General features: G+C 42.0%; 22 protein-coding genes and 2 pseudogenes. 12 read left to right on the forward strand and 12 right to left on the reverse strand.

Features of this window, described 5'->3' with window-relative positions:
* Window positions 1-15: 15 nt before the first annotated feature.
* The gene (locus tag F8S12_RS16085; protein WP_196517154.1) at window positions 16-675 is read right to left on the reverse strand and encodes an NAD(P)H-binding protein; all 660 of its coding nucleotides are present in this window, start codon (window positions 673-675) and stop codon (window positions 16-18) included.
* A gap of 179 nt (window positions 676-854) precedes the next feature.
* Here F8S12_RS16085 and F8S12_RS16090 point away from each other — a divergent pair, with 179 nt between their 5' ends.
* Window positions 855-1,529: a DUF1997 domain-containing protein gene (locus F8S12_RS16090; RefSeq protein WP_196517155.1), complete on the forward strand. Its 675-nt coding sequence runs from the start codon at window positions 855-857 to the stop codon at window positions 1,527-1,529.
* Window positions 1,530-1,583: 54 nt separating this feature from the next.
* Here the strand turns inward: F8S12_RS16090 and F8S12_RS16095 are convergent, their stop codons facing one another.
* Window positions 1,584-2,054 (reverse strand): DUF4079 domain-containing protein, encoded by a 471-nt coding sequence (locus F8S12_RS16095; protein WP_196517156.1) that lies wholly within the window; start codon window positions 2,052-2,054, stop codon window positions 1,584-1,586.
* Between the two features lie 280 nt (window positions 2,055-2,334).
* Here F8S12_RS16095 and F8S12_RS16100 point away from each other — a divergent pair, with 280 nt between their 5' ends.
* Both F8S12_RS16100 and F8S12_RS16105 read left to right on the forward strand, forming a co-directional pair.
* Window positions 2,335-3,618, forward strand: a complete 1,284-nt coding sequence (locus tag F8S12_RS16100) for an ankyrin repeat domain-containing protein (protein ID WP_196517157.1) — start codon at window positions 2,335-2,337, stop codon at window positions 3,616-3,618.
* 192 nt (window positions 3,619-3,810) lie between these two features.
* Complete coding sequence (locus F8S12_RS16105; protein WP_196517158.1) at window positions 3,811-4,698, forward strand: ParA family protein; 888 nt, start codon at window positions 3,811-3,813, stop codon at window positions 4,696-4,698.
* Between the two features lie 514 nt (window positions 4,699-5,212).
* Here F8S12_RS16105 and F8S12_RS16110 read toward each other — a convergent pair.
* Window positions 5,213-6,784, reverse strand: coding sequence for an alkaline phosphatase D family protein (locus F8S12_RS16110; RefSeq protein WP_196517159.1), 1,572 nt, complete (start codon window positions 6,782-6,784; stop codon window positions 5,213-5,215).
* Between the two features lie 299 nt (window positions 6,785-7,083).
* Here F8S12_RS16110 and F8S12_RS16115 point away from each other — a divergent pair, with 299 nt between their 5' ends.
* From F8S12_RS16115 to F8S12_RS16130, 4 genes are all read left to right on the forward strand, one after another.
* Complete coding sequence (locus F8S12_RS16115; protein WP_196517160.1) at window positions 7,084-7,326, forward strand: hypothetical protein; 243 nt, start codon at window positions 7,084-7,086, stop codon at window positions 7,324-7,326.
* Window positions 7,319-7,738, forward strand: coding sequence for a PIN domain-containing protein (locus F8S12_RS16120; protein ID WP_196517161.1), 420 nt, complete (start codon window positions 7,319-7,321; stop codon window positions 7,736-7,738). The genes F8S12_RS16115 and F8S12_RS16120 overlap by 8 nt, the downstream gene beginning before the upstream one ends.
* Before the next feature lie 68 nt (window positions 7,739-7,806).
* On the forward strand, window positions 7,807-8,946 hold the full coding sequence (locus F8S12_RS16125; RefSeq protein WP_196517162.1) for a serine/threonine-protein kinase: 1,140 nt from the start codon (window positions 7,807-7,809) through the stop codon (window positions 8,944-8,946).
* 66 nt (window positions 8,947-9,012) lie between these two features.
* The gene (locus F8S12_RS16130) at window positions 9,013-9,510 is read left to right on the forward strand and encodes a hypothetical protein (RefSeq protein WP_196517163.1); all 498 of its coding nucleotides are present in this window, start codon (window positions 9,013-9,015) and stop codon (window positions 9,508-9,510) included.
* Between the two features lie 119 nt (window positions 9,511-9,629).
* On the opposite strand, the gene gndA is transcribed toward F8S12_RS16130, so the two are convergent.
* Window positions 9,630-11,060: an NADP-dependent phosphogluconate dehydrogenase gene (gene gndA / locus F8S12_RS16135; protein ID WP_196517164.1), complete on the reverse strand. Its 1,431-nt coding sequence runs from the start codon at window positions 11,058-11,060 to the stop codon at window positions 9,630-9,632.
* A 215-nt stretch (window positions 11,061-11,275) separates the two neighbouring features.
* Between gndA and F8S12_RS16140 the strand changes: the two genes are divergently transcribed.
* Complete coding sequence (locus F8S12_RS16140; protein ID WP_196517165.1) at window positions 11,276-12,007, forward strand: Ycf66 family protein; 732 nt, start codon at window positions 11,276-11,278, stop codon at window positions 12,005-12,007.
* A gap of 599 nt (window positions 12,008-12,606) precedes the next feature.
* Here F8S12_RS16140 and F8S12_RS16145 read toward each other — a convergent pair.
* The 3 genes and pseudogenes from F8S12_RS16145 to F8S12_RS16155 all read right to left on the reverse strand — a co-directional run.
* A complete protein-coding gene (locus F8S12_RS16145; protein ID WP_196517166.1) occupies window positions 12,607-13,374 on the reverse strand; it encodes an N-acetylmuramoyl-L-alanine amidase in 768 nt (255 codons plus the stop codon).
* A 145-nt stretch (window positions 13,375-13,519) separates the two neighbouring features.
* Window positions 13,520-14,461, reverse strand: a complete 942-nt coding sequence (locus tag F8S12_RS16150; RefSeq protein ID WP_196517187.1) for a DNA polymerase III subunit delta' — start codon at window positions 14,459-14,461, stop codon at window positions 13,520-13,522.
* 532 nt (window positions 14,462-14,993) lie between these two features.
* Window positions 14,994-15,107: pseudogene (locus tag F8S12_RS16155) on the reverse strand (transposase); the annotation flags it as partial.
* Between the two features lie 45 nt (window positions 15,108-15,152).
* On the opposite strand from F8S12_RS16155, the pseudogene F8S12_RS16160 reads away from it, so the two are divergent.
* From F8S12_RS16160 to F8S12_RS16170, 3 genes and pseudogenes are all read left to right on the forward strand, one after another.
* Window positions 15,153-16,133: pseudogene (locus F8S12_RS16160) on the forward strand (RNA-guided endonuclease InsQ/TnpB family protein); the annotation flags it as partial.
* 85 nt (window positions 16,134-16,218) lie between these two features.
* On the forward strand, window positions 16,219-16,836 hold the full coding sequence (locus tag F8S12_RS16165) for a DUF411 domain-containing protein (RefSeq protein WP_196517167.1): 618 nt from the start codon (window positions 16,219-16,221) through the stop codon (window positions 16,834-16,836).
* A gap of 62 nt (window positions 16,837-16,898) precedes the next feature.
* The gene (locus F8S12_RS16170; RefSeq protein ID WP_196517168.1) at window positions 16,899-17,483 is read left to right on the forward strand and encodes a Uma2 family endonuclease; all 585 of its coding nucleotides are present in this window, start codon (window positions 16,899-16,901) and stop codon (window positions 17,481-17,483) included.
* A 23-nt stretch (window positions 17,484-17,506) separates the two neighbouring features.
* Here F8S12_RS16170 and F8S12_RS16175 read toward each other — a convergent pair whose 3' ends face one another.
* Both F8S12_RS16175 and F8S12_RS16180 read right to left on the reverse strand, forming a co-directional pair.
* On the reverse strand, window positions 17,507-17,734 hold the full coding sequence (locus F8S12_RS16175; RefSeq protein WP_196517169.1) for a hypothetical protein: 228 nt from the start codon (window positions 17,732-17,734) through the stop codon (window positions 17,507-17,509).
* Window positions 17,735-17,991: 257 nt separating this feature from the next.
* On the reverse strand, window positions 17,992-19,485 hold the full coding sequence (locus F8S12_RS16180) for an aminotransferase-like domain-containing protein (RefSeq protein WP_196517170.1): 1,494 nt from the start codon (window positions 19,483-19,485) through the stop codon (window positions 17,992-17,994).
* A 216-nt stretch (window positions 19,486-19,701) separates the two neighbouring features.
* Here F8S12_RS16180 and F8S12_RS16185 point away from each other — a divergent pair, with 216 nt between their 5' ends.
* The gene (locus F8S12_RS16185) at window positions 19,702-19,917 is read left to right on the forward strand and encodes a hypothetical protein (protein WP_196517171.1); all 216 of its coding nucleotides are present in this window, start codon (window positions 19,702-19,704) and stop codon (window positions 19,915-19,917) included.
* Window positions 19,918-20,222: 305 nt separating this feature from the next.
* Here the strand turns inward: F8S12_RS16185 and F8S12_RS16190 are convergent, their stop codons facing one another.
* From F8S12_RS16190 to F8S12_RS16200, 3 genes are all read right to left on the reverse strand, one after another.
* Window positions 20,223-21,443: an AAA-like domain-containing protein gene (locus tag F8S12_RS16190; RefSeq protein ID WP_196517172.1), complete on the reverse strand. Its 1,221-nt coding sequence runs from the start codon at window positions 21,441-21,443 to the stop codon at window positions 20,223-20,225.
* 54 nt (window positions 21,444-21,497) lie between these two features.
* On the reverse strand, window positions 21,498-22,946 hold the full coding sequence (locus F8S12_RS16195; RefSeq protein WP_196517173.1) for an AAA-like domain-containing protein: 1,449 nt from the start codon (window positions 22,944-22,946) through the stop codon (window positions 21,498-21,500).
* Window positions 22,947-23,481: 535 nt separating this feature from the next.
* Window positions 23,482-23,877, reverse strand: a complete 396-nt coding sequence (locus tag F8S12_RS16200; RefSeq protein WP_196517174.1) for a hypothetical protein — start codon at window positions 23,875-23,877, stop codon at window positions 23,482-23,484.
* Window positions 23,878-24,012 lie beyond the last annotated feature (135 nt).

The following is a 24,012-nucleotide window of genomic DNA, read 5'->3' on the forward strand; positions in this document are numbered from 1 at the left end:
CAAGAGGTCTATTGATTATGCGACGTTGGCAAATAGCTCCTCAAAGGTTTTCGAGGCTGCTTCAGGTTTGGCTACAATCTCGACAATTTTATTGCGTGAGGCTGGCTCAAACAGTGCTTCGACGCTAACTTGGGCAACTTTTTGTCTGGGGATACTACCTTCAAACAGTGTATCAGCGCTCTGCATGACGATGGCGTCGGGATTATCTTCATTCTTCAACCCACCCGGTCGGACAATCGTGTAGGTAATACCACTTTTCTGGATGTACTCTTCAGCTTGTTTTTTCCACACCAAAATCAGCCAAAACAAGTTTAGCGGATGGAATAATTGGGAAGTACACAAAGAAGAAACGAAGACAAAATGCTCAATTCCCTTTGTCTTGGCAGCATCTACTAAATTTTTAGTGCCTTCAAAATCCACCTTATAGGGGCCGGTGGGGTCAAAGCTAGGTTTAGCCCCGGTAGCAACCAACAAAACTGTGCTATCTCCCAACGTAGCGGTCAAACTTTCTGGTTGTAACACGTCCCCTACCACAAGTTCGGCTTCAGGAGACAAAATACTCCTAGCTTTCTCTATATCCCGCACCAAGGCCCGAACGGGAATATTCCGCGCTATCAACTCTTGCACAATCCGGCGACCTGTTTCACCCGTTGCCCCTGCTACAAATGCTTTCATAAGAAATGTTATCCTGGTAAACTATTGTGTGTTTATTCAGTTCTTTATTTTAGTGATTCTATGGAGCTGATGGCAGATTAATGAGGTTTCGATGAAAATGGGATACTAGTACGAAATGACCCAAGCATCTGGGGAATTATTAATATAGACGAACGCCAAAAGTATACAGTAATGCATTTATGCTCTCAACAAACGGCGAATATAAATCCTGGGAAATAAAAGAAACAGTTTTACCTGTAGCGTCCAGCGAAGAAGAAGCCAAAGACGCATTAACAGAAGTAAATTTAGCGACGCTTACAAAATTTTCCGGTCGCTATCAAGATTGTATGGAAATGCCTGCCTCAGTGGAGAAGGTTGCTGAGTATTTCAATGCTCACGCTTCATGGTTTTCTCGTTGCGCCGAACCGATGAAAGTGCAACCATTGGGGGAAAATGGCTATGCTTTAGTAATTGGTCGTTTTGGTGCTTTTGGTTATGAAGTAGAACCGAAAATTGGTTTGGAATTGTTGCCCCCAGAGGAGAGTACTTACTGCATCCGTACAATCCCTATTCCTGACTACCAACCGCCTGGTTATGACGTAGACTATCGGGCATCATTAAGGTTAATAGAAAATGGTGCTTCCACTGGTATTGGAGAGGTTACGAGAGTTGAATGGGAATTGGATTTAGTGGTTTATTTGCACTTTCCCAGGTTTATCAAGCGATTACCCAAGTCTATAATTCAATCTACAGGCGATCGCTTACTTAACCAAATTGTCCGTCAAATTGCCCAACGCTTAACTCGCAAGGTTCAGGAAGATTTTCAGAAATATTTGGAAATTCCCTTTCTTGCTAATTCTAATCAAAAGCTGTGATTCAAGAAGAGCCAGCGCCCACACGACTGGCTCCTTTTGATTCTTGATTAATGCTTATGCTTTAGTCAGAATTTTTTGAACAATTTGCACCCCACTAACAGCCTGCCAAGCAAAAAGTCCCAAAAGCGTGAAATTTAGCAAAATGTGAGTTGCACGCGCCCAATTTGCCCCTTTCTGCATATAAGGGGACAAAGCAGCAGAAAATGCAATTAAACTCACCATACCCAGTCCTGCCAGCAGGTGAGGCCCGACAAATAACTTACCATTATTGATGTAAGTGACAGCCATACCGCCGATCGCACCTGTCACTAGGAAAGCTAAAAGTATAGACCCAATTTGGTAGTGTCTGACGTTATATCTACCTTTAATCAGTTCTTTCTTTTCTTCCCCCTGAGCATTTCTGGTACGCTGTACTTGCAGCCCTAAGTAGGCAGCATAAATTGACAGCACTAATAGCGCCCACATGGTCACTGGATGAAAGAAATTCAGCCAATATTTAATTGATGGAGTAAGTTCCAGACTCATCGTGTTCTCGCCCAATTATTAAGTCTTCACAAAAATTAGCATAACTCTATTTTCTGTGCTTAAAGTTGCACAAATTAAAAGAGGCTGAGTCAGAAGTCAGGAGTCAGGAGTCAGAATTCAGAAGTCAGGAGTCAGGAGTCAGAATTCTGTTTCGATAAAGAAGATTTTGCTTCCCCGGCTCCCCTGTATTTTGCTTCGACCTCTTGCCAAAGTGGATAAATAATCTCAGACTAAATTTTGAGTGTAGACGAATAAAACTCCCTTGGGCGGGATCTGATCTATGACTGAAAACAACGATACTTTGCTGCTGAAGGCTGCTAAAAGTGGTGATATCAAGCGGCTGTGTACGCTTCTAGCTGCTGGTGCAAAGGTGGACGTGTGCGATCGCCTTGGCACGACGGCGTTAATGTTTGCGGCTAATTTAGGCTACACCGAAATTGTACGATCGCTCCTCGATGCTGGGGCAAATATCAACTTGCCCAGAAAACTTTATGGTTTGACGGCCTTGATGTTGGCAGCTACTACTAAACAGCTTGATATTGTGCAGCTTTTATTGTCCAGAGGTGCTGATGTAAATGCCACTAATGAAGATGGCAGCACAGCTTTGATGGCAGCAGTACTCAAAGGTCATGTAGATGTGGTACAAGTCTTATTGGCTGCTAGTGCCCAGGTGAATATCGCCGATAAAGATGATGATACTGCTTTGAAATTGGCAGTCAAGCAGGGACACATAGAAATTATCGAAGCAATTATCCAAGCTGGTGTCGATGTAAATATCCCAGATGAGGCAGGTGAGACACTTTTAATGTTAGCAGCAGACTTGGGATATTTGGAGGTTGTGAAAATACTGCTAGCAGCAGGAGCTGATGTGAAGGCGAAAAACGCCGATGGTGGAACTGCGCTTTTGGCAGTTGCTGCTGCTTCCCACAGTGCGATCGCAGCTGCTTTACTAGATCGAGGTGCCGAGATTAATCTCCAAGACCAAGATGGTGAAACTGCCCTGCATATCGCCGTTGTAGAAGGCTACATTGATGTCGTGCAAGTTTTACTTAAGCGGGGTGCGGATGTCCAAATCAGGAACCACCTGGGTGATACACCACTACTTGTAGCAGCATTGCAGGGACACTCCCAAATTGTCGAAGCACTGCTACGTTCTGGGGGAGATATTAATGCGAAAAACCTCGGTGAAGTACCTTTGACGTTGGCTGTATCACAGGGACACATCCCAACAGTGAAATTGTTGTTAGATTCTGGTGCTGATGCTAACACTCCAGGCGATGATGGCAAAACTGCTTTGATCAAAGCAACGGAACGCAACCACACAAAAATCATCCATTTGCTGCTGGAAAAAGGGGCAGACGTGAATTTTCAAGACTCAGCGAAGGCAACAGCATTGATGTGGGCTGCCTCAGCAGGTTATGGCGAGATTGTCCAGGTATTACTGCAAGCTGGGGCAGATGTAAATTTGAAAAACCGGGGCGGTTATACTGCTTTAATGATTGCAGAATTTAATGGTTATAAGGATGTGGTGCGGAGTCTCTTGCAAGCTGGGGCACAGGAATAGTCATACTTAGGGAAGAGTTTGCCAAATTACTATGAGCGATCGCTAATCAGACATAGTTTATTGATTATTCTCCAGAATCAACTAAAATCACTCTTTCAAGTTTCCGAAAATATTAAATTTAATGGAAGATTTAATCGATCACGAGGGGTGTACGCTACCTAGATGGGAATGCGTCAACAGAGGACTTAATCAATGGGATATGTAATTGCAACTGCAAATATGAAAGGTGGCGTTGGTAAAACCACCCTCACCGTCAACTTAGCTACCTGTTTAGCTAAAAATCATGGCAAGCGGGTACTTGTCCTCGACTTAGACACCCAAATTAGCGCCACACTGAGTTTGATGTCGCCTTTAGATTTTGCTAAACGTCGCAAACAAAGTAAGACATTTAGGTATCTAATAGACGAAGTTATCAATCCAAATCCCGAAGCAAAACTGACAATTAAAGATATCGTTCAATCCCAAGTTTGTAATGTTCCTGGACTAGATTTGTTACCGGGAGATATCGATTTGTATGATGAGTTTGTTGTGTCAGAAATGCTCCATCAACAAGCAACTGCTTTGGGTGAACAAGACTTTGAAATGATTTGGAATCGCTTTGAAAGAGTCCTGATCAATAATATCTTAAAACCAGTACGTCAAGAATATGATTTTATCCTTCTCGATTGTGCACCTGGCTATAATCTATTGACTCGTAGTGCTTTAGCCGCAAGCGATTTCTACATACTTCCTGCTAAACCAGAACCCTTATCTGTAGTGGGTATTCAACTGCTAGAAAGACGCATTGCCCAATTAAAAGACAGTCACGGACATGAAACCAAAATAGATATACAAATGCTGGGAATTGTATTTAGCATGTCCAGCGCTAACCTTCTCACTGGTGGCAGATACTATAAACAAGTGATGCACCGCGTTGTTGAAGATTTTGGTGTAGAAAAAATTTGTAAGGTACAAATACCAGTTGATGTCAATGTTGCTAAGGCTGTTGATAGTTTTATGCCAGCTGTTTTAAATGCTCCCCAATCAGCTGGCTCAAAAGCATTCTTTCAGTTAACTCAGGAGTTGTTGCAAAAGCTATAGCCCTACTTAACAATTCATGAAAAACACGATTTCCGACTTTTTTAAGAAGTCGGAAAAAGCTTGATTTCTCATTATTCTCTCGTTCCTATGCTCTGCATGGGAATGACTGATTAGAGGCTCTGCCTAGGCTGTTGACTTTGGCTATTTTTTGGGGAATTATCGAAAAACTATTTGTGCTGGTTTTTGCTTGTGTGAAAGCGCCCGCTACAGCCATCTTTATGCCAAAATAAAAAACACAATTTCTGCATGAAGTCTTGTGGGCTAAAGGGTACAGAGTCAACACCCTAGGCTCTGCCTCCAGTCAGGCATTGAGCCAGAGACTCAACGAATGCGTTCCCAGGCGGCAGCCCAAGAGCGAGGAAAGCCTTATCAAGCTAGGTTTTTAGAACTTGTGTGTACACCGTAGCTTTTTAAGGGGGGATTAAGGGGGATCTTTAAGGGCTGTGCACCTTAACCGAACCGTATTGCCCCAGACAGGATCTCAGAGGTTTGGTTTTTTCTTCTTGAGATATGGTCACGTCCGTTGTGCGCCTGGTTGCCCGTTTTCGACTACAAAAGAAGCTAAGGTGCGGACAGAGGCATTCAGGTCAATTATGCTTGATACAACACGATAGTCACTTTGCCAGCGTTGTGGGGTTAGGTTGCAACGAACGTAGCCCCGGAAGGCACCATCAAAGAATTTAGTATGGGGATTTTTAGGTAGGGCAGCTTGAACTGGAGCGATGAATTGGATAGGAAAATCAGAGGTAATTGAGGTTCCTACGAACTCAGTGCCTACTGTGGCTGAGTTTGGGTTAGTAAAGTCAAGCTTCAGATCGTGTACCCAACTAGAGTGGATGTCTCCGGTAATCACCACTGGATTAGAGGGTTGGCGCTGATTTAGGAAATTCAGGAGCCGATTACGTGCAGCTACGTAGCCGTCCCACTGATCCACATTGAAGACACCTGGCCCTGGGTTACTGTTAAAATTGTACTCGGCTAGCATGGTCTGTTGAGCAATCACATTCCAGCGCGATCGCGATTTGTCTAACCCTTTTTCTAGCCACTGCTCTTGTTCTGAGCCAGTCATGGTAGCATTGGGGTTCAAAGCTTCAGCACAACGAGGCTTAAGTCCATCATCACAAGGCTGGTTAGTGCGGTATTGCCTGGTGTCTAGTACATTGAACTCAGCTAAATTACCGAAAGTTAACCGCCGATAAAGCAGCATATCTGCGCCTTTAGGCAGCGAAGACTTACGTAGCGGCATGTGTTCGTAGTAAGCTTGGTACGCATTGGCTCGCCGCTTCTTAAAAGCCTCTTGGGTTTGGCTGTCTTCGGGAATTAAGTTGGCGTAGTTATTGTCAACTTCATGATCATCCCAAGTGACTATCCAGGGAAAGTTAGCATGAGCAGCTTGGAGATTTTGGTCGCCCTTATACAAGGCGTAGCGGTTGCGGTAGTCAGCAAGGCTAAGGATTTCTGGACTATTGTGCTGGCGTGGCCCACCGGATTGTGGCCCATATTCGTAAATGTAGTCACCAAGATGAACAACTAGATCCAGGTCTTCATCAGCTAAATGGCGATAGGCTGTGTAGTAACCATTTTGCCAGTCTTGGCAGGAGACAAAGGCGAAGTTCAGTTGTTTGGTGTAACTAAAGAATGCCCCAGCTGTACGAGTTCGCCCAATGGGACTAACTTCATTACCTACTTTAAATTGATACCAATACCAACGTTCAGGTTCTAGTCCACGGACATCAACGTGTACCGAGTGTCCCAGTTCTGGAGTCGCCAGGACTTTCCCGCGTTGCACCACTTTTCTCATATTTTCGTCTAGAGCAACCTGCCACTGGACTACAACATTTCTGAGTGGCATTCCGCCTCCATTGAGGGGATCAGGGGCTAGTCGCGTCCATAAAACAACACCATCGGGCAAAGGATCACCAGAGGCAACACCAAGACTGAAGGGATAGTTAGAAAACCTTGATTTCGCCAATGCTGGATACAATTGGCTAGTTACAGCTAACCCTGTTAAGAATCCAGTGCCTAGCAAAAAACTCCGTCGTTTAATTTGATTTGATAGCAAGCGATCGCTATTCATAAGTTCCATATTATTAACCCCTAATTAAAAACATTTCTTTGCAGCTACCAAACAAGCGTGCCATTCTCAACAGTGGAGTAAATATTATTTTTTCCAGTCTGATCAAGCAAACGTAACGAACTTACCAACTTACGATCAAGTGAGGATTAAGGTAACGTTAAGTTTCACTGGAAAATATTACAAGCAGCACTGAAACAATTTCTTAACATTAGGGTTAGATGCTGCTGCAACTGGGCACATCTGCCGCGATCGCACCAGATCAAAAATGCTAGAATCGCTTTAACACAAATGCTTTCAGATGAGGCGACGTGGAAAAAATAGAATTACAACTCGACGCAAAAATCCTTGAGAAAGCAATAGCTTTGGCAAAGTCGCGCCATTGTGACTTATCAGAATTGATTGCATACGCAATTGAACAACTCCCAGTGGCAGAACCGACAAAAGACCGATTGTTAGGATTATTCGCTGATGATCCTGAGTCAGTAGATGAGATGCTAGAAGAGGTCATGAAAGATCGGGCAGCACACCCACTAAATCAGCGCTTTGGATAAAGTACTAATTGACACTGATATTTTTTCAGAGATTCTCAAAGGCATTAATCGGCAGATTGCAGCTAGGGCTTCCGCCTATCATGCTAACTTTGGTTATTATACTATCTGCACCATTACAGTCTTAGAGATTGTCAAAGGTTGGCATAAGCACCAACGAGAAGATAAGATTCAGCAGTTTTTTGTGGAAATTACAGAGGCACAAGTATTGACATTACAACTGGGTGATGCTGAGTTGGCAGGACGTATTTATGCAGATTTAGAACGAACAGGGCAACCGATAGGACTTGCTGATGCGATTATTGCCGCCATTGCAATCGAACAAAATTTAACCTTAGTAAGTGGCAATATCTCGCACTATGAACGGATTCAAGCATTAGATTACAACCTGAAACTGGATAATTGGCGAATATAAACACTCTTTTGTTTAGAACAGGGCAAAATAAAGACAAGTAAGAGCGATTCTACTAAGCGCCACCCTCCATGAGCTATTGCCTTAATCCCCATTGTCTAAAGCCTGAAAATCCTGATGATGTCAAGTTTTGCCGGACTTGCGGTTCCAAGTTACTCCTCAAAGAACGTTACCGTGCTATCAAACCAATCGGACAAGGTGGTTTTGGCAAAACCTTCTTAGCTGTGGATGAGGATAAACCCTCAAAACCGCGCTGCGTAATTAAGCAATTTTATCCCCAAGCCCAAGGTACTAGCACTCTTGCAAAAGCCGTGGAGTTGTTTAACCAAGAAGCGGTGCAATTAGATGAATTGGGCAAACATCACCAAATTCCCGAATTACTGGCATATTTTACCCAAGAAGATCGGCAGTATCTTGTACAAGAATTTATTGACGGGCAAAACTTAGCCCAGGAGTTGGTGCAGAATGGTGCTTTGAATGAGATACAAATCCGGCAACTATTGAATGATTTATTGTCAGTTTTGCAATTTTGTCATGCGAAAGAAGTTATTCACCGCGATATTAAACCAGAAAATATTATTTTACGTGGTAGAGATGACAAATTAGTTTTAGTAGATTTCGGTGCTGCTAAATCTACCACCGGTGCCGCCTTAAATAAAACTGGCACTAGTATTGGTAGTCCAGAATATGTTGCACCTGAACAAATGAGAGGTAGGGCTGTTTTTGCCAGCGATATTTACAGTTTGGGTGCTACTTGTATTAATTTATTAACGGCGCGATCGCCTTTCGATTCTTATGATACCAATAATGATCGTTGGGTTTGGCAGCAATACTTAAAAACTCCCGTCAGCAATGAGTTGAGTCACATTCTCAACAAAATGCTAGAAAGTATCCCAATTCGGCGTTATCAAACAGTAGATGAAGTTCTCAAGGACTTAAATCAACACTCACAAGTAGCAGCCACACCAGCGATAGCGCCAAAACCTATCCATCAATCACCAGCCAATTCTCCACCCACTTTTGTATCGAAATCTCCTAGTCAAGTTGAGAAAGAATTAGAGGAAATGAAAACCCAATTTTTGGGTAGCAGCAAACCTCAAGCAAATAAAATACAGTCACCAAACCCTACATCTGGCCCTACTAGTACAAATAAAATAGATGAAGAATTGGAAGAGTTAAAAGCCAAATATCTTGGTAATAACAATCCTTAAAATCATTTAGCTTAAAACCATAAACTATAATAAATAACAATTTAATTAATCAAGGACGTTTAACTAATGAAAAAAGTACTAAGCACGAGCGCACTAGTTGCATGTTTTGGTTTGGGATTAGTATATGCTGCAACAGCTAGCCAGCAAGAACCTAAACAAAATCCACGCCCCCCAGAATTAGATAAGCCTGGTGAAATTGAAACCATATCAAAACCCAAGCCTAACTATCTGTTTCCTGATAACAGTAGCAAAACTGAAGCACAATTGATTAAGAAAGAAAATGCTATTAGTCAACTCAAAAAGGATCTAAAACTTAAACAAATTAAGTTAACGAAATACTCAGAGTATCTAGAAAATAAAAAGCAACGTGGTGGCGATATTATCGAAAATCTACAAGTTCATCCAAAACGTTTAGTGTGGGTAGTTGAAATAGATGCACCACTAGGTGTAAGAGTGCCACAAAAAAATGGGCAGGTTGTTAAATTCAGAAAATCATCAATAACTATCGTTGTTGACGCAGAAACAGGACAAAAGTTTGACACCGATATTGTAGAAATACCTTAATTGACGCACCCTGAACAACAAATCCTACTGACAAGTTCGTTAAAAAGAAAGTGACTCTGAAACTCAGAGCCACTTTCTTTTTAACTTTTCACAATATCCTGATGTGGATGTGTGAAAATTTACTTCCCAGCTTCAGCAATTGGCACCCATTCAGTGTGGAAACTTCCGGGCTTATCAAGACGCAGGTAAGTATGTGCGCCGAAATAGTCGCGTTGTGCTTGAGTTAGATTTTGAGGCAAGCGATCGCGGCGATAGCTGTCAAAATAATCTAAGGATGCGCTAAATGCGGGTACTGGAATTCCCAGTTTTGCAGCTGTCGCAATCACTTCCCGCCAAGCTGTTTGTCTGTCGAGAATTGTCTGCTTAAATTCGGGAGCTAAAAGCAAGTTAGGCAAAGCTGGATTTTCGCTAAAAGCCTTCTTAATCTTATTCAAAAAGCGAGCGCGAATAATACAGCCGCCTTTCCAAATCCGCGCCATTTCGCCCAGATTCAAATTCCAGTTATATGTCTTAGAAGCTGTGGATAGCAACGCCATCCCTTGAGCATAAGAACAGATTTTTGAGCAATACAGAGCATCGCGGACTTTGTTGATAAAGTCCTTGGTTTGCCCGTCATACTTGCCACTGGGGCCTGTGAGGGCTTTCGATGCTGCTACCCGCTCCTCTTTAATGGAAGATATAATCCGGGCATTAACTGCTGCTGTAATTGTGGGAATAGCGACTCCCAATTCCAACGCAGTCTGCACAGTCCAGCGCCCAGTTCCCTTTTGACCTGCTGCGTCAACAATCAAGTCTACCAAGGGTATATTTGTTTCTGGATCAATATATGGAAAGATATTCTTCGTAATCTCAATCAAAAATGAATCGAGTTCATCGGTGGTGTTCCATTCAGCAAATACGTCATGTAGCTGATTATGGTCAAGTCCAGCGACATTTTTCAGCAAGTCGTAGGCTTCAGCAATTAGCTGCATATCGCCGTACTCAATGCCGTTGTGTACCATTTTGACATAATGACCAGAACCACCAGGGCCAATGTAGGTTACACAAGGGCCATCATCGACTTGGGCAGCAATTTTGTTAAAAATTGGTGATAGAAACTCGTAAGAGCTTGTTGTACCTCCAGGCATCAGAGATGGGCCATTTAACGCCCCTTCTTCACCGCCACTGACACCCATACCAAGATACCGAAGCCCTGCGGGTTCTAATTCCTGAGTGCGTCGTTCCGTATCTTCAAACCAAGAGTTGCCACCATCGATAATGATATCGCCTTCCTCTAACAAGGGTTTGAGTTGAGCTATCACCGCATCCACTGGCTTACCAGCTTGCACCATTACTAGAATTTTGCGGGGACGTTCCAATGAAGCGACAAATTCATCTAGGGTAAATGCGGCTTTGACGTTCCTTCCTGGCGCACGCTGCGCCATAAACGCATCCGTTTTTTCTCGGGAGCGGTTGTAAACTGCAATTGGGAAGCCATTGCGCTCCACATTGAGAGCGATGTTCTCACCCATAACGGCTAATCCAATCACACCAAAGCTTTGTAGTGTCATAAAAAATTTCTGGCTAACTCTTGCAGATCCTTTACCTATAAGGGTAGTCCGATATTTTCGTCGAACTCCTAAAGAAGACCTTAAGAGTTGATTAAATGACAAAAATCCACAACTAACACCGATAATTAATTTTAAATTGTATCTAAATCAACAATTGACTTGGAAAGTTTGCAAAATTGAAATAATCAAAGGATGCAGTAAGGAGTAACTAAATAATGCTGGCATATGTCCTAGCTTTGGTGGTAGGTCTTGGTAGTTTAGCTATTTACATAGCAGCTTTCTTTTTCCCAGAAATCCACCGTAAGAATGACTTTATCTGGAGTGGTGTCGGGCTGTTCTACGCTTTAGTCTTATGGGTGTTTGCACCACGCCTTTCTGGGGGTTTGTTGCTGGGTCATGTGGCTAGTGTCGCTCTTTTGGTCTGGTTTGGCTGGCAAACTCTATCATTACGTCGGCAATTGACCCCGCAGGCACAACAAACCCAAGTACCCAGTCCTGATGCGGTGAAAACTGGTATTCAGGAACAGGTGAATAAGTTTTCCCTTCAGGAACGCCTGGGCCAGTTGCAAAAAGGTCTTGGTAGCACCTTCGGGGGCGTTAAAAACAAGGTGCAGCAGAATGTGACTCAAAAGACACCCACAACCTCCAAACCGGAAAACATTACCTCTGTATTAGCAGAGAAACCTGCTGTTGAGATTATCAACAAAACTACTGCTACACCAGAACAATCAGCAGAGGAGACATTTACTACCGACACCGAAGTAAAAATCGAAAGTGTACCGGAAGCGATTCCACCACATCCCCCATCTCCTGAATTAGTGGAAGCCGCACAAGCAGGTGTTGAGATTGTGGACGAAAAGCCGATTCATGTAGAAGAAATTGCACCAGATGCGGTACTTGCTCCTCCAGCAGAAGTACCACCGGAACAAATACCGCCAAATAATTAGGGGAGTTGAATGCAGTGAAACCCAACGTTAACCTAAGATGATGTTGGGTTTTACTCAAGTTGTTTTAATGTTGTGCCACAAATCGGCTGCAACAAACCTAGATAAATGATTAAGATTGGATGTTGCGATGCCTACGGCGGCAAGCTACGCAAAATTGCACCGATAATAGTTACAGCTTGCGCTACTAAAAATACATTTTATGCTTGGTAACAAAAACCGCGATGTTAATCACGAAAATCGCGATTTTAGTTACCACAGCTTCAAAAAATTTTACAAAATCGTGATGTTGGTCTGTGATGTAGTCAATTGAAAAAGTAATTTGAATAGTAATTTGAAAATTAGATGAGATTCCCGACTTATTAGAGAAGTTGGGAATCTTATTGTTCACCAAAGAGGCAGGAGGGAAGGGAGCAGGGGGAGCAAGCCCTTCCCCCTGCGTGGAGCCTACGGTGTACACACAAGTCGAAAATAGTAGTACATTCCCTGTAGAGACGGCGATTTATCGCGTCTCTCTAACGTGCCAGTCTTTTAGACGCGATAAATCGCGTCTCTACAGGAGGGCTTTTTGGCTTGTCACGAATTATTTAGATAGAGTTTAGTTAATCTTTTTCTATAACTTTGCTGTGTCCAGCAAAAACAAAATGCTGATTTCTGTTACCTTTACTTTTATCAGGCCACTTAACCCAATAATGGTTTTCCTCAAAACGGACATCTAAAACTGGGTAATTTCCTGGTTCAATATCGACAAGAGATTCTTGTGCTAGCTCTGATGCTTGGTCTGTGGAAGGCTTTAAAACAGTTGCTTTTGTAATTTGCAAAATGTAACTTTTATCAGGTTTGGGTAAATCATCCTCATCTGACTGACCAATTAATCCATCTTTGATCGCCTCGGCCATTTTTTCAGCATCAAAGCGATCCATATCTACTTTTGCATCACAAAAACAACACTCAATTAAGATAGCTGGCATTTGTGTATTTTTCAAAACAAAGAAACCTGTGTTTTTAACTCCTCTATTTTTAAATCCAAGTTTAAGAATCTCTTTCAGAACTGATTGAGCTATACCTTTTGATACATTACTAATGGCAAAAATTTCTGTGCCACTGGCTATAGCGTTAAATTTATTAAAGTGAATCGAGACAAAGACATTAACGTTATTAGTATTGGCTTTATTGGTTCGTTGTCTCAGAGAATCGTTTACACTGCTAGCGGTTGTGGGAGTGCAATCAATAACGGTATGACCTGCTGCCTTAAGTTTTTGGATCAATTGTGTTCCAACTGCTTTAGTTAAAGTATCTTCTTGTTTAATGCCTGTTGCCCCTGTATCGTGAGGAGGGCAATTGTGTCCGATATCAATACCAAATTTCATTGACTTGATCTCCTTTTTATAGTTTGAGAAGTAGACATTAACTTCCTATATTGTATTTAATTATTAATCCAAATGCGATCGCTTTGTCGGTGAGAAAGAGTGAGTTTTTAGTGTAAAAAATTGTAACGTTTTAGTGAATGTGATTTTATTTTTGGCAGATAGATAAAAGCAGACATTCCCAAACTAACCGTGGTTGAGCGTAAGCAAGTAAGTATTTACGAGTTTGTTCTAACTGGTTAATGATACTGGGTTGATGCCACTGCTGCCAGTATATCTGCTGAAGATAATCAACTAACCATAGTTGTGCTTCTGTATCTAAATCTTGATCAATTTTTTTGGCTAACTCCAAAGCTTTGCGGTAGGAAGCAGGGGCTTTTTTCAAGTCTTCGAGTAACTCAGAGGGAATAGTTTGTAACTGCTCGTAAGATGCGATCGCACTTCCGGCACTGCCAGCTGCTATATTCAATACTGCCTGATTTTGCAAAATTTCCTGATGGCCTGTTTGTGTGAGGACAACAGCCAAAGACTGTGCATCTAACCGATAAAAAGGAATACGTTGACAGCGTGACACCAAGGTTGGCAATACAGATTCAGGCATAGGTGCAATTAAAATTAACGTCGCCTGTCCCGGTTCTTCCAAAGTTTTAAGTAAAGCATTGGCTGCGGCTTCTGCCATTGTTTGGGCTTCCTCCAGCACTACCACATTCCTCGGCGCTTCCAAGGGCGGACGACTCAAAAACTCGGTAATTTCCCGAATTTGCTCTAGTCGAATTACAGGTGGTGCTTTCCGCTTAAGTCCTTTCTCAGCCGCTTCTGCTGCTGTTAATCGTTGTCCTTGATATTGGTACGTTGGCCGCACCCACAACAAAGCTGGGTGGTTTCCTTGACGCAAACGGTTTTGTAAAGACGCATTGACTCCTATTTCACTAGAAAATAGCAATTCTATAAAGCACCTTGCTGCTAAACTCCTTCCTACACCATCTGTGCCGACAAATAAATACGCTGGAGCAACCCGGTTTTGTCTAACAGCCTGAGTGAGTAATTCTATAGCTTGCTGTTGTCCTACAAGTGGTGCAAATGAGTTAATAGTCCAATACCTTCGCCAACAAAAGAGCTATAAAGATCCGTATATTCTAGATCCTAGCACTGTTGCAATGCCTCCTACCGCAAATCAGCGCACCAGATAATAACCTAAATTGCAGGTTAGGGACTGACAAATAAAAAATACTCAACTACTTATTGTGGGGTGGGCGTCTCGCCATTGGTGTCAACTTAAGCTAAAACTGCTTTAAAACCTCGTTTCCAGCCTCTGGCTGGAAATGCACATCATTGCGGCTCTGCCGCGAGTCAGGAAGGCGGAGCCTAAAAGTAGGCATTCCCAGTCAGAGACTGGGAACGAGGCAATCTCTCAAAGCTCTGTCTAAACTTTATTGTAATGGCGCGATCGCACACAGCAAAGTTGCAATTTTTGGATTTCTCACGACCCCAAATTAACGTAGCGCGAAAGTCCCTACCTTCAGCGAAGCAAGGTAGGGATGAATAGCGGAAAATTGCGAAAACCTCTCAAATGTTTTTGGACGTAGTTCAAACAGTGCGGAGAGGATTTGAGCAATTTCCAATCATTCCTTTGGTGCTTCCTGAGATTTGATATACTGCTTTACCTTTTCAATCGGTGCGCCACCAGTTGAAGCAACATAGTAAGAACTAGACCAAAGAACAGGTTTTTTATAGAAAGTTGCTAGTGGAGCTATCCAGCTAAAAGTGGGTACTCTGTTGAGTCAAATGGCGAGAATGGTTATCTGATTTTGTCTAAGATTGGACGTATTCAGATGCGGGGACTGGCTAAGTATTGGGGTAAACCAACTACTTGCACTATTGTTTATCGCAATGGGAAATGGTACGCATCTATTACAGTTGAAGTTTTAGACCAAGTTCTGAAACCAGAAATTTTTTCTATTGGTGCTGTTGGTATTGACTTAGGATGTAATGCAGCGTTATCAATTACTGACGGTGAAAATCATCAACAAATCAATGCACCCAAGTTCTTGAGGAACGCAGAACATCTAATCAAGAAAGCATCTAAGGATAAGAGGCGTAAACGTGCGCCGAATAGAAAGAAAAAAATAAAAGCTTCTAGACGGTTCAAAAAAGCCCAAGCCAAGGTTAGTAAGCTGTATCGTAAAGTTGGTAACCAGCGACAGGATTGGGTTCACCAAGTTGCAGTAGAAATTGTAAGCGGTAATAGCTTCATTGCAACCGAAAAACTAGAAGTTCAAAACATGACCCAAAAAGCTAAAAAAGGCAAGCGAAAAAAACAGAAGGCTGGACTCAATAAGTCTATTCTTGATGTTGGTTTTGGAATGCTACGAAGCAGCATAAAATATAAGGCTGAGCAAATCGGAGGGATATTTATAGAAGTCCCGACCCGACAGGTAAAACCTTCTCAAACCTGCCCTAAATGTGGACACCAACACAAGAAAACACTTGATATTAGAGTTCACAATTGTAATGTTTGCGGATACATTCAGGACAGAGATATTGCTGCTGCCGAAGTTATGCTTTACTGGGCAAAAGGTACTCTACCGGGGCTAGGAACTAACCTCGTAGTCGCAGAGTCGTCTAGCACTACCTCACGCACCCGCAAACAAGCGGGAAGCATGAAGCAACTAGGGGCAATGAAGCGTCAAAAATCTCAAAGCAACTTTGCTAAAAACAAGTTAGAGGATGTAGAAACCTCTAGCGATGGCGTTGCCAGCTAGAGGTAGTTCATCAGTAGAGTTAATGTTAGCTTTGATGGGCGAAGTCAGAAATCACTTTTGCTTTATAAGAATTAGGAAGTCTCAGATGTTACACAAACAATTTATTTATTGCTGGCAAAAATGCTTATCTCCCATATTGGTACGTGCTGCTGTAAAAGTAGTGGTAACGATTTGTCTAACAGCAGGAATGTTGGGCATCTTGGGAAGCACTGCTCCTATGAGTAATGCTCAAGCTGTTTTTCCTACTTTTGTTACAGCCAATACTCAACTAATAAGTCTAGCTAGGCGCATCCAGGATAAACAAACAGCATTTAAACCAACAGCGCTAAATGCCACTGTATATCACAGTCCCGACTGTAATTGTTGTGGCGGGTGGATTGACCACTTAAAGGCACAGGGTTTTGAAATTACAGATTTTTCCACACCTGACATCGAAACAATCAAACAAAAGTTTAACGTGCCGGATAACTTGTCATCTTGTCACACAGCAATTATTAATGGATATGTCATTGAAGGACACGTCCCAGCAAATGACATCAAACGTCTGCTGCAAGAAAAGCCAAATGTTGTTGGTTTATCTGTTCCCAATATGCCTGTAGGCACTCCTGGGATGGAGATGGGGAATCAAAAAGACCCGTTTACTGTGTTTGCCTTTAATCACAATAACTCAGTTATGGTATTCAATAAATACCCCTCCTCTTAAAGAGAATCTGCGTAGAATTGGAAACAGCAGAAGCGATCGCCTAAGAAGGATTTGTGCAGACGATGACTACTACCACAACCGTCAAGAAACTCACCCTTGAAGAGTACCTAGTCTATGATGATGGCACAGACACCAAGTACGAACTTGTGGATGGGGAGTTAGTTGAAATGCCACCGGAAACGGGTAGAAATAACTTAATTTCTCTTTATTTACTATCGGAATTTCTCAAGTTTATTTCGATTCAACTCATTCGCCATAAAGATACAGAATTGGTAGTGATGGGCAACCTGACTCGTGTGCGACTGCCAGATTTGATGATATTGACGCAGGAGTTATTAGCGACTCTAGGAGGTAAACGAGCTACGATCGCCCCAGATATGCCTTCCCCAATAATGGTGGTTGAAGTTGTCTCTCCTGGGAAAGTGAACCAGGATAGAGACTACCGCTATAAGCGTTCTGAGTATGCTGCACGGGGTATCCCTGAATATTGGATTGTTGACGCCGATCAAACCAAAGTAACTTTGTTGACTCTGGTGGATGGGCTATATGAAGAAGCTATATTTCAGGAAACAGATTTGATTACATCAGCGACTTTTCCAGGGCTGAATTTGACCGCAGTTCAAGTATTGACGGCTGGGCAGGTTTAATTATTTGACTTTGCCCGCTAAGTTTAGAAACGTTCCGAGCAAAAAGCTCGGCCTTTCGAGTTCAAAGCATGAACTTCCGAGTAAAAAGGTCGGCCTTTCAAGTTCAAAGCATAAACTTCCGAGCAAAAAGGTCGGCCTTCCGAGTTCAAAGCATGAACTTCCGAGTAAAAAGGTCGGCCTTTCAAGTTCAAAGCATAAACTTCCGAGCAAAAAGGTCGGCCTTCCGAGTTCAAAGCATGAATGACGAGCAAAAAGCTCGGCCTTCCGAGTTCAAAGCATGAATGACGAGGCTTAGAGGTAAAACTATGGAAAAAAAACCTTGGCGCGTAGCATTAATAATTAATCTTTTGTAGAGACGGCGATTTATCGCGTCTTTCCAATATATAATTTTCGTCAAAAAACCTTAAGCGAACCCTATTAGGAGTTGGGGAATCAACCTCTAGCGGCACTTTATGGTTGCCAAAACGTGATGTACTGTGTAAGTTATCTTCAGCGCGGAAAACAATCACTAAATACTGTAGGCAAGGGGTTGATAATTAGATATCTGCTCATGTCCTTTAGAAATATACCTTTTCAGCAACTTACCCACAATGGAGATACCTTGCTCAATATCCTCTTGTGGGAGACAGAAAGCTAAACGCATCGCTGGATAACCCTGCTTATCTGGGAAAAATGCTGAATGACAAGCTAGGTAAACATTTTGAGCCAAGGCTTCGCTACGAATCCTCTGAATAGGAAGATCATCCGGTAATTGCACCCAAAGAAATAACCCTCCCGTGGGAACTGTCCACCGCGCTTCTTCGGGAAAATAACGCTCCAAAGCTTGCAGCATCACATGACGACTTTGGAGATTATCTGTGCGAAGTTTGTTGAGGTGACGGCGATAATGTCCTGAAGCGAGATATTCACTCACGATTATTTGGGAAATACTAGAGGTGTGAAAGTCATAGAGTAATTTTTGCTCAATTATCGTTTGATAATTATTACCTGTAACCACCATATAGCCTACTCGTAACCCAGGCATTAAAGTTTTAGAAAATGTGCCTAAATAAGTTACTATGTCATTTTTATCTAAAGCTTTGATTGGTGGTGGTACAGGCTCAAAATTCAGTCCTTCATAAGCATTATCTTCCAAAATTGGACAGTTGTATTTTTCAGCTAATGCTAGTAATTGTTGACGATGAACTTGGGCTGTCGTCAATCCGGTTGGATTGTGGAAGGTGGTAATTGTATAAATTAATTTGGGACGATGGCTGTGTAAATATTGTTCTAATAAATCTAAATTCATTCCCTCCGCAGTCATCGGAATGCCAATAATTCTGGCTCCTAAGTTTTCTAAAATAGAGATTGCACCGTAATAGGTAGGAGCTTCCACAATCACCCAATCACCAGGTTTTACATAATAATTCATCGCTAATGACAAACCTTGCTGTGAGCCATTAGTAATAATTAAATCCTCTGGAAAAACTTCTAATCCTTGATGTACTAGCATCTGGGCAATTTGTCTGCACAGAGTTAGTTGTCCTTGAGGCAAATCGTAGGGACAGAAAACATCAGCATCTTCTTGCCTTAATGCTCGTCTGGCAATTAGGGTAATATCTTTTGGCGGGCGTGGGGAACCATAGCCAAAATTAATCATTCCTGGCTGCGCTTGTGCTTGTTTGATAGGAATGTATGTATCATAAAAAGAACACTTTCCTGGCTCTGGAATCATGACATTTTGGGCTGGGGCAAATGTAGATTCCAGGTTGGTACTCTTAATAGAAAGGTTGTTGACAAAATATCCTGAACCTTGACGAGCAGTAACAATACCGTCTGCTTCTAAAAGGTTATACGCTTCAATAATCGTGAGTTTATTAACTTGTAAACTTTCTGCAAGAGAGCGGATAGAAGGGAGGCGATCGCCACTTTTGAGTGCGCCAGATTTAATTAGACGATTGATGCGATCGCGTATCTGCAAATAAATCGGTTTGCGTGACTGTCGTTCCAATAAAATATTCATTTTGGCGCACTCCTCAATGACTAAATAATCATCAATACTGGCAATATAAGCTATTTATACCAAGTTTACCTAGTACAGTTGGAGGATTTTTTACTATAACAGTTGGAATATCGCTTAACTGTACTAGATTAAATCTACTAAAACTGTACCTTCTCAGTTGAAAAATCTTAAGTGAGAGTAAAAGTAATAGTTCGCTGTTTATCAAGTGCTTTCACTATGAATAAATTTAATTTTTTATTATCTTTCCAAAAAGTTTGGCAACATTTTATCATCTGGATGAATAGTGGTTCTGACTTACAAGTTTGGCAGGAATCAGACCGTTATGGTTATACTTCTTGTTGGCACGCCTATGATCCAATGACAGGACGTTCTGCCTGTTTTGGTTCTGAAGAAGAAATGCGAATTTGGATTGATCAGTGTTACTACAGATAGCCAGGCGTGATTCATCTTGATCGCCCGATGCTAAGTAGCTGGGCGAAATTAAATATAATATGTCATTGCGTTCGCCCTTAGGGTACGCTAAGAGGTTGTTTGAAAAGTGTTTCGCTGTGACTTTAGGCACTTTTAGATCCCCCCTAACCCCCCTTAAAAAGGGGGGAACCGGAATCAAAGTCTCCCAATTTATCGGGAGATTTAGAGGGATCTAAAACTTTTGATACCGACAAGAGGACTTTTCAAACATCCTCTAAGGGCGAACGCAATGACAAACTATCTTATATTTATCTAGAACCATCTACTTACCAAGCATTGAATGCCTGTGAGTAAGGGCGCAGATTGTCTAATTGCCTTACCACCCATTCAGAATTGAAGATACTGCGGTAGATAGGATTTTTAATTTTCAGATAGCCGTTGTGCTTCTCAACCAATCCAGATAGTAAAAGTTCTGTCTGTTCTCGACTATCATCAGTAGACACCCAAAGATCAGGAATGGAAGTCTGTTCCCTGCTTCCTGTTTTCTCTGCTTGCAATATCTGCTGATAAAGACTCAACAACCGCCCTGCCATCTGTTCATTGAAAAGCAAGCGATCGCGAATAGTGCGGAGGTGTTCGGGTTGATCTTGTGATTCCCAATGTTGGATAATGTGCGATCGCACCAATTTTTCTACCCAACGCGCTTCAGTTTTTGGAGATAGGGCAATTTTCTCATTTGATGACTTTAAGGCAGTTTGGAGAACTAGCTGACAGAGTTTTTGGGTTAGAAATGGTTGTCCCCCTGTCCAGTAAATAATCTCTTGTAGCACGGCTTCTGGTTGGCTGACGGCTCTCTTTAACCCTTTTAGCAATGGTTCAGCTTCATGTAATCGAAAGCCGTATAACCCGATTGCCGTAAAAATGTTAAAGAGTGTCCGGCATTTGTCGGCAATTAAATCAGATGGATTAGCCACTCCAAACAATGCAAATCCCAGGCGTTGAAAATTTGGGTTGTGCGCCTGTTGGTTGTAACAATGACGAATCCAGGCAAAAAAGTCGTTGACAGGAAAATTTAAACTCAGCAGACTATCAATCTCATCAATAAAGATGAAAATGCCTTTTCTACCAGAGGCTTCACCATTTCTTTGAGAATCGCTGTGAATATTTGGTAGCAAGACTTCTTCAAGGAACTGGTGTAGCTTTTGTACTGGAGAAAGACCGGCTTGCATATTCCACCAGTGCTTAAAGTTAATGCGTTCTGCGAGATTTAAGCCGTACAACAAGCTGACTATGAATCCTTTATACCATTGTGCTGGTGTGGTATCCCCGCTACTCAATTGCGTCATATTTAAGTATATGCATTTATAGCCTTCTTTTTTGAGGCGAGAACTTGTGTGCTGTAATAGGGATGATTTACCCATTTGGCGAGAGTTGAAGACATAACAAAAATCACCAATTTTCAAACTGTTATAAAGTTTTTCATCTGCCTGACGCACAACGTATGTGGGATCGTTACTGTAGAGACTACCGCCAACTTGGTATTTCATCTCAAATGATGATTATGGGATTCCTATTTGATGTTTGAAATCTGATAGCTTTTCTCAGGCACGTTTTTGCCATGATTCATATTCAAATTGAGCAACGCCTAGTTGTTTTTGAAAGTAAGCCCGGTAAAGTTCGCAACGCGGTAGAATGCGATCGCCTTCATAGCGGATCAACCCCAAGCTTTCGAGCTTATGAGCATCAATGGGATTGAGATAAATGCTTTGCTTTGCTGCCACAACTTCAATATAAGCTCTTGCCAAACTGAGATTTTCTTGTAATATTGCCCAGTGTCGCCATAAATGATAACGATAAATCCCACCGTTAGCGATCGCCTCATGTACCAATTCTCCTAAGGTGATTCCTTGAGAACACAGATAATACAGAGCAATCCTAATCAGTGCTGGATGTCCCCCTACAAGCGACATCAGTTGGGTAGCCTCCTTGCCACAACTCCAGTCTAGCCCATGCCGTTGGGCTAAATTTTCTACTTGTTGCACAGTAAATTCTGGTAAACGAATAGGTAGTCCTATATTAAATGGGGAGCGGTTGATATCCATAGACACATAAACTTCTGTGGAGTAAACCACCACTAGCCTCAGTTTTTGCAAGTTGGTATTTTGTCGTGCTTCCTCATACCAAGAGCGCAATAAAGAAAAGAACTCCTGAGCAATTTGAGGATGTTCAAAAAAGCGATCAATCTCATTCAACACTAAAACCACTGGACTTTCGCTCTGGTTGAGCAGATAAGATTGCAGATAAAAAATGCAACTCAGCTTAGAGCCTATTTCCTCGTCCCAGTTACGATCTAGGTTGGGGGCAATGCCTAATTCTGTTGCAGCTCGCCAGCAAAGACAACGCAAAAGCTTGTTTAAGTCTGTCAGACAATTTGAATCAATTTGGCTGCAATTCAGGTTCACCGTGCGATAACCTTGCGTCCGGGCAAAGGCTAACAGTCGCAGCACAAGAGAAGTTTTACCCATTTCTCTGGCGGCTCGAATCCTGATTACACAACCTGGTTGAGTTACTTCTCGATAAACCAGTTCTTCAATGGGAGGACGTTCAATATAGAAGGGAGAATCCAGAGGTACAGGCCCATCTGGATATGACCAAAGATTTTCGAGTTGGTTATGCTCTTGAGTAACAAATGACCCTACGGATAAAGACGGAGATAAATTCAACTCGTGTGTATTTAAACTCAGGGGTAAAATTGGAGAGATTTCAGCATGATTCGGTTCATTTAGGATTGCATAGTCTTCTGTGTGTAATTCTAGGCTAAAGGCGCTAAAGCACAATTTCAGGGTTTTTTGATCCACGCCTGTATTCAACGACCATAATCGGTTTAGAGTTTTGGTAGAAACATTTATGCGATCGCCTAACTCTTCTAGAGTAAAGCGATTGTTATTGTTCTGTGCTTTTTCCATAGCCAAAATCGCCGCTTGCAAACGCTTCAGCCCAGCATAAGTTAGCACAAGTCCCCGCTTTCGCTTGCCCTTAGATTCCTTCATATGGCTAATTATTAATTTGCTTTTTTCTTAGCTGTCTCTTTATTGTTTCATGTTTTAAAACAGTTATTCTACTGTTAGCTACCTGACAAAGTGACGAAATGGGCTTAAAAGCTTATAAAATAAAGAGTGCAGCAATTTATGGTAAGAAAAGATAGGTCTAATGTTTAAAGACGTTAAGTTAAAAAAGGTGATGATAATTTATAACAATTTTCCTTTGGATACAATATGCAGTAGGGGCACACAGATGTGCGCCCCTACGAAAAACCTATATTTTATGCAAATGAGAAAGGCTAGATATTGTATCCAACTGAGAACCGCTATAATAGCTGATCAGAAAGCGTAAGCGGGTTATCGAAATATTGAAAGAGTTCGTTGGTTAAATACCAGCGTCGTTATTATTACTCATTCGTTGGCGAAAACTTCTCATCCCGTTTCTGTGTAAAGCTGCATATAAATGCCTATGTGGTGTGCTTAATGTGCAGCTTTACTTAGAATTGGTGTCCGTCTTCGCTACCAATAGAGGATCACAAAGCATTTAGCGTTGAACTTTGTTAGAGATATCTTTGCCTGTCTGCACCGCACTTTCGCCTACATCACCAGCAGTTTTCTGAGCACCCTCTACATACCCCGCCCCAAATTGTTTAAAGGCTTCTGCTGACTCTTCCCCAATCTTCTGAAGTCGTTTACCAGGAGCATCTTCCGTTTCACGAGCTTCTTTATTCCACTCCCCTATTGTTCTTGGTCTTTGAGAATCATCTTGTTGTATCAGTTCACGAACTCTTTCCTTTAAGGCTTTGTTATTCTCCCCAGGAGCAACATTCGTCGTCAGCACTACAAAACCAACTAGGACAACAGCCAAAAAAGGTTTTACCTGAAGTCCTTTAAGCAGGGAACTGATATAACTAACCGTTCTAGAAATTAAATTTATCATGCCAATTAAGCTTGCTTTGCGGAGTACAAATAAAGATTAACTATAAAAAAGTAATTATCCTTCTAACAAAAGGCATATCTCGGTTATGAAAAAGAAAGGCTTTTTAAATCCTGAGGAATGGTATTAGACTCTTGC

Origin of the sequence: Nostoc sp. WHI, assembly GCF_015714725.1 — a bacterium.
Taxonomy (GTDB): domain Bacteria; phylum Cyanobacteriota; class Cyanobacteriia; order Cyanobacteriales; family Nostocaceae; genus Nostoc.

What these genes read in the sequence shown, in the direction of transcription:
- F8S12_RS16085 (WP_196517154.1), bottom strand. Translation starts at nt 675, where the DNA reads ATGAAAGCATTTGTAGCAGGGGCAACGGGTGAAACAGGTCGCCGGATT.
- F8S12_RS16090 (WP_196517155.1), top strand. Translation starts at nt 855, where the DNA reads ATGCTCTCAACAAACGGCGAATATAAATCCTGGGAAATAAAAGAAACA.
- F8S12_RS16095 (WP_196517156.1), bottom strand. Translation starts at nt 2,054, where the DNA reads ATGAGTCTGGAACTTACTCCATCAATTAAATATTGGCTGAATTTCTTT.
- F8S12_RS16100 (WP_196517157.1), top strand. Translation starts at nt 2,335, where the DNA reads ATGACTGAAAACAACGATACTTTGCTGCTGAAGGCTGCTAAAAGTGGT.
- F8S12_RS16105 (WP_196517158.1), top strand. Translation starts at nt 3,811, where the DNA reads ATGGGATATGTAATTGCAACTGCAAATATGAAAGGTGGCGTTGGTAAA.
- F8S12_RS16110 (WP_196517159.1), bottom strand. Translation starts at nt 6,784, where the DNA reads ATGGAACTTATGAATAGCGATCGCTTGCTATCAAATCAAATTAAACGA.
- F8S12_RS16125 (WP_196517162.1), top strand. Translation starts at nt 7,807, where the DNA reads ATGAGCTATTGCCTTAATCCCCATTGTCTAAAGCCTGAAAATCCTGAT.
- F8S12_RS16130 (WP_196517163.1), top strand. Translation starts at nt 9,013, where the DNA reads ATGAAAAAAGTACTAAGCACGAGCGCACTAGTTGCATGTTTTGGTTTG.
- gndA (WP_196517164.1), bottom strand. Translation starts at nt 11,060, where the DNA reads ATGACACTACAAAGCTTTGGTGTGATTGGATTAGCCGTTATGGGTGAG.
- F8S12_RS16140 (WP_196517165.1), top strand. Translation starts at nt 11,276, where the DNA reads ATGCTGGCATATGTCCTAGCTTTGGTGGTAGGTCTTGGTAGTTTAGCT.
- F8S12_RS16145 (WP_196517166.1), bottom strand. Translation starts at nt 13,374, where the DNA reads ATGAAATTTGGTATTGATATCGGACACAATTGCCCTCCTCACGATACA.
- F8S12_RS16165 (WP_196517167.1), top strand. Translation starts at nt 16,219, where the DNA reads ATGTTACACAAACAATTTATTTATTGCTGGCAAAAATGCTTATCTCCC.
- F8S12_RS16170 (WP_196517168.1), top strand. Translation starts at nt 16,899, where the DNA reads ATGACTACTACCACAACCGTCAAGAAACTCACCCTTGAAGAGTACCTA.
- F8S12_RS16180 (WP_196517170.1), bottom strand. Translation starts at nt 19,485, where the DNA reads ATGAATATTTTATTGGAACGACAGTCACGCAAACCGATTTATTTGCAG.
- F8S12_RS16185 (WP_196517171.1), top strand. Translation starts at nt 19,702, where the DNA reads ATGAATAAATTTAATTTTTTATTATCTTTCCAAAAAGTTTGGCAACAT.
- F8S12_RS16190 (WP_196517172.1), bottom strand. Translation starts at nt 21,443, where the DNA reads ATGAAATACCAAGTTGGCGGTAGTCTCTACAGTAACGATCCCACATAC.
- F8S12_RS16195 (WP_196517173.1), bottom strand. Translation starts at nt 22,946, where the DNA reads ATGAAGGAATCTAAGGGCAAGCGAAAGCGGGGACTTGTGCTAACTTAT.
- F8S12_RS16200 (WP_196517174.1), bottom strand. Translation starts at nt 23,877, where the DNA reads ATGATAAATTTAATTTCTAGAACGGTTAGTTATATCAGTTCCCTGCTT.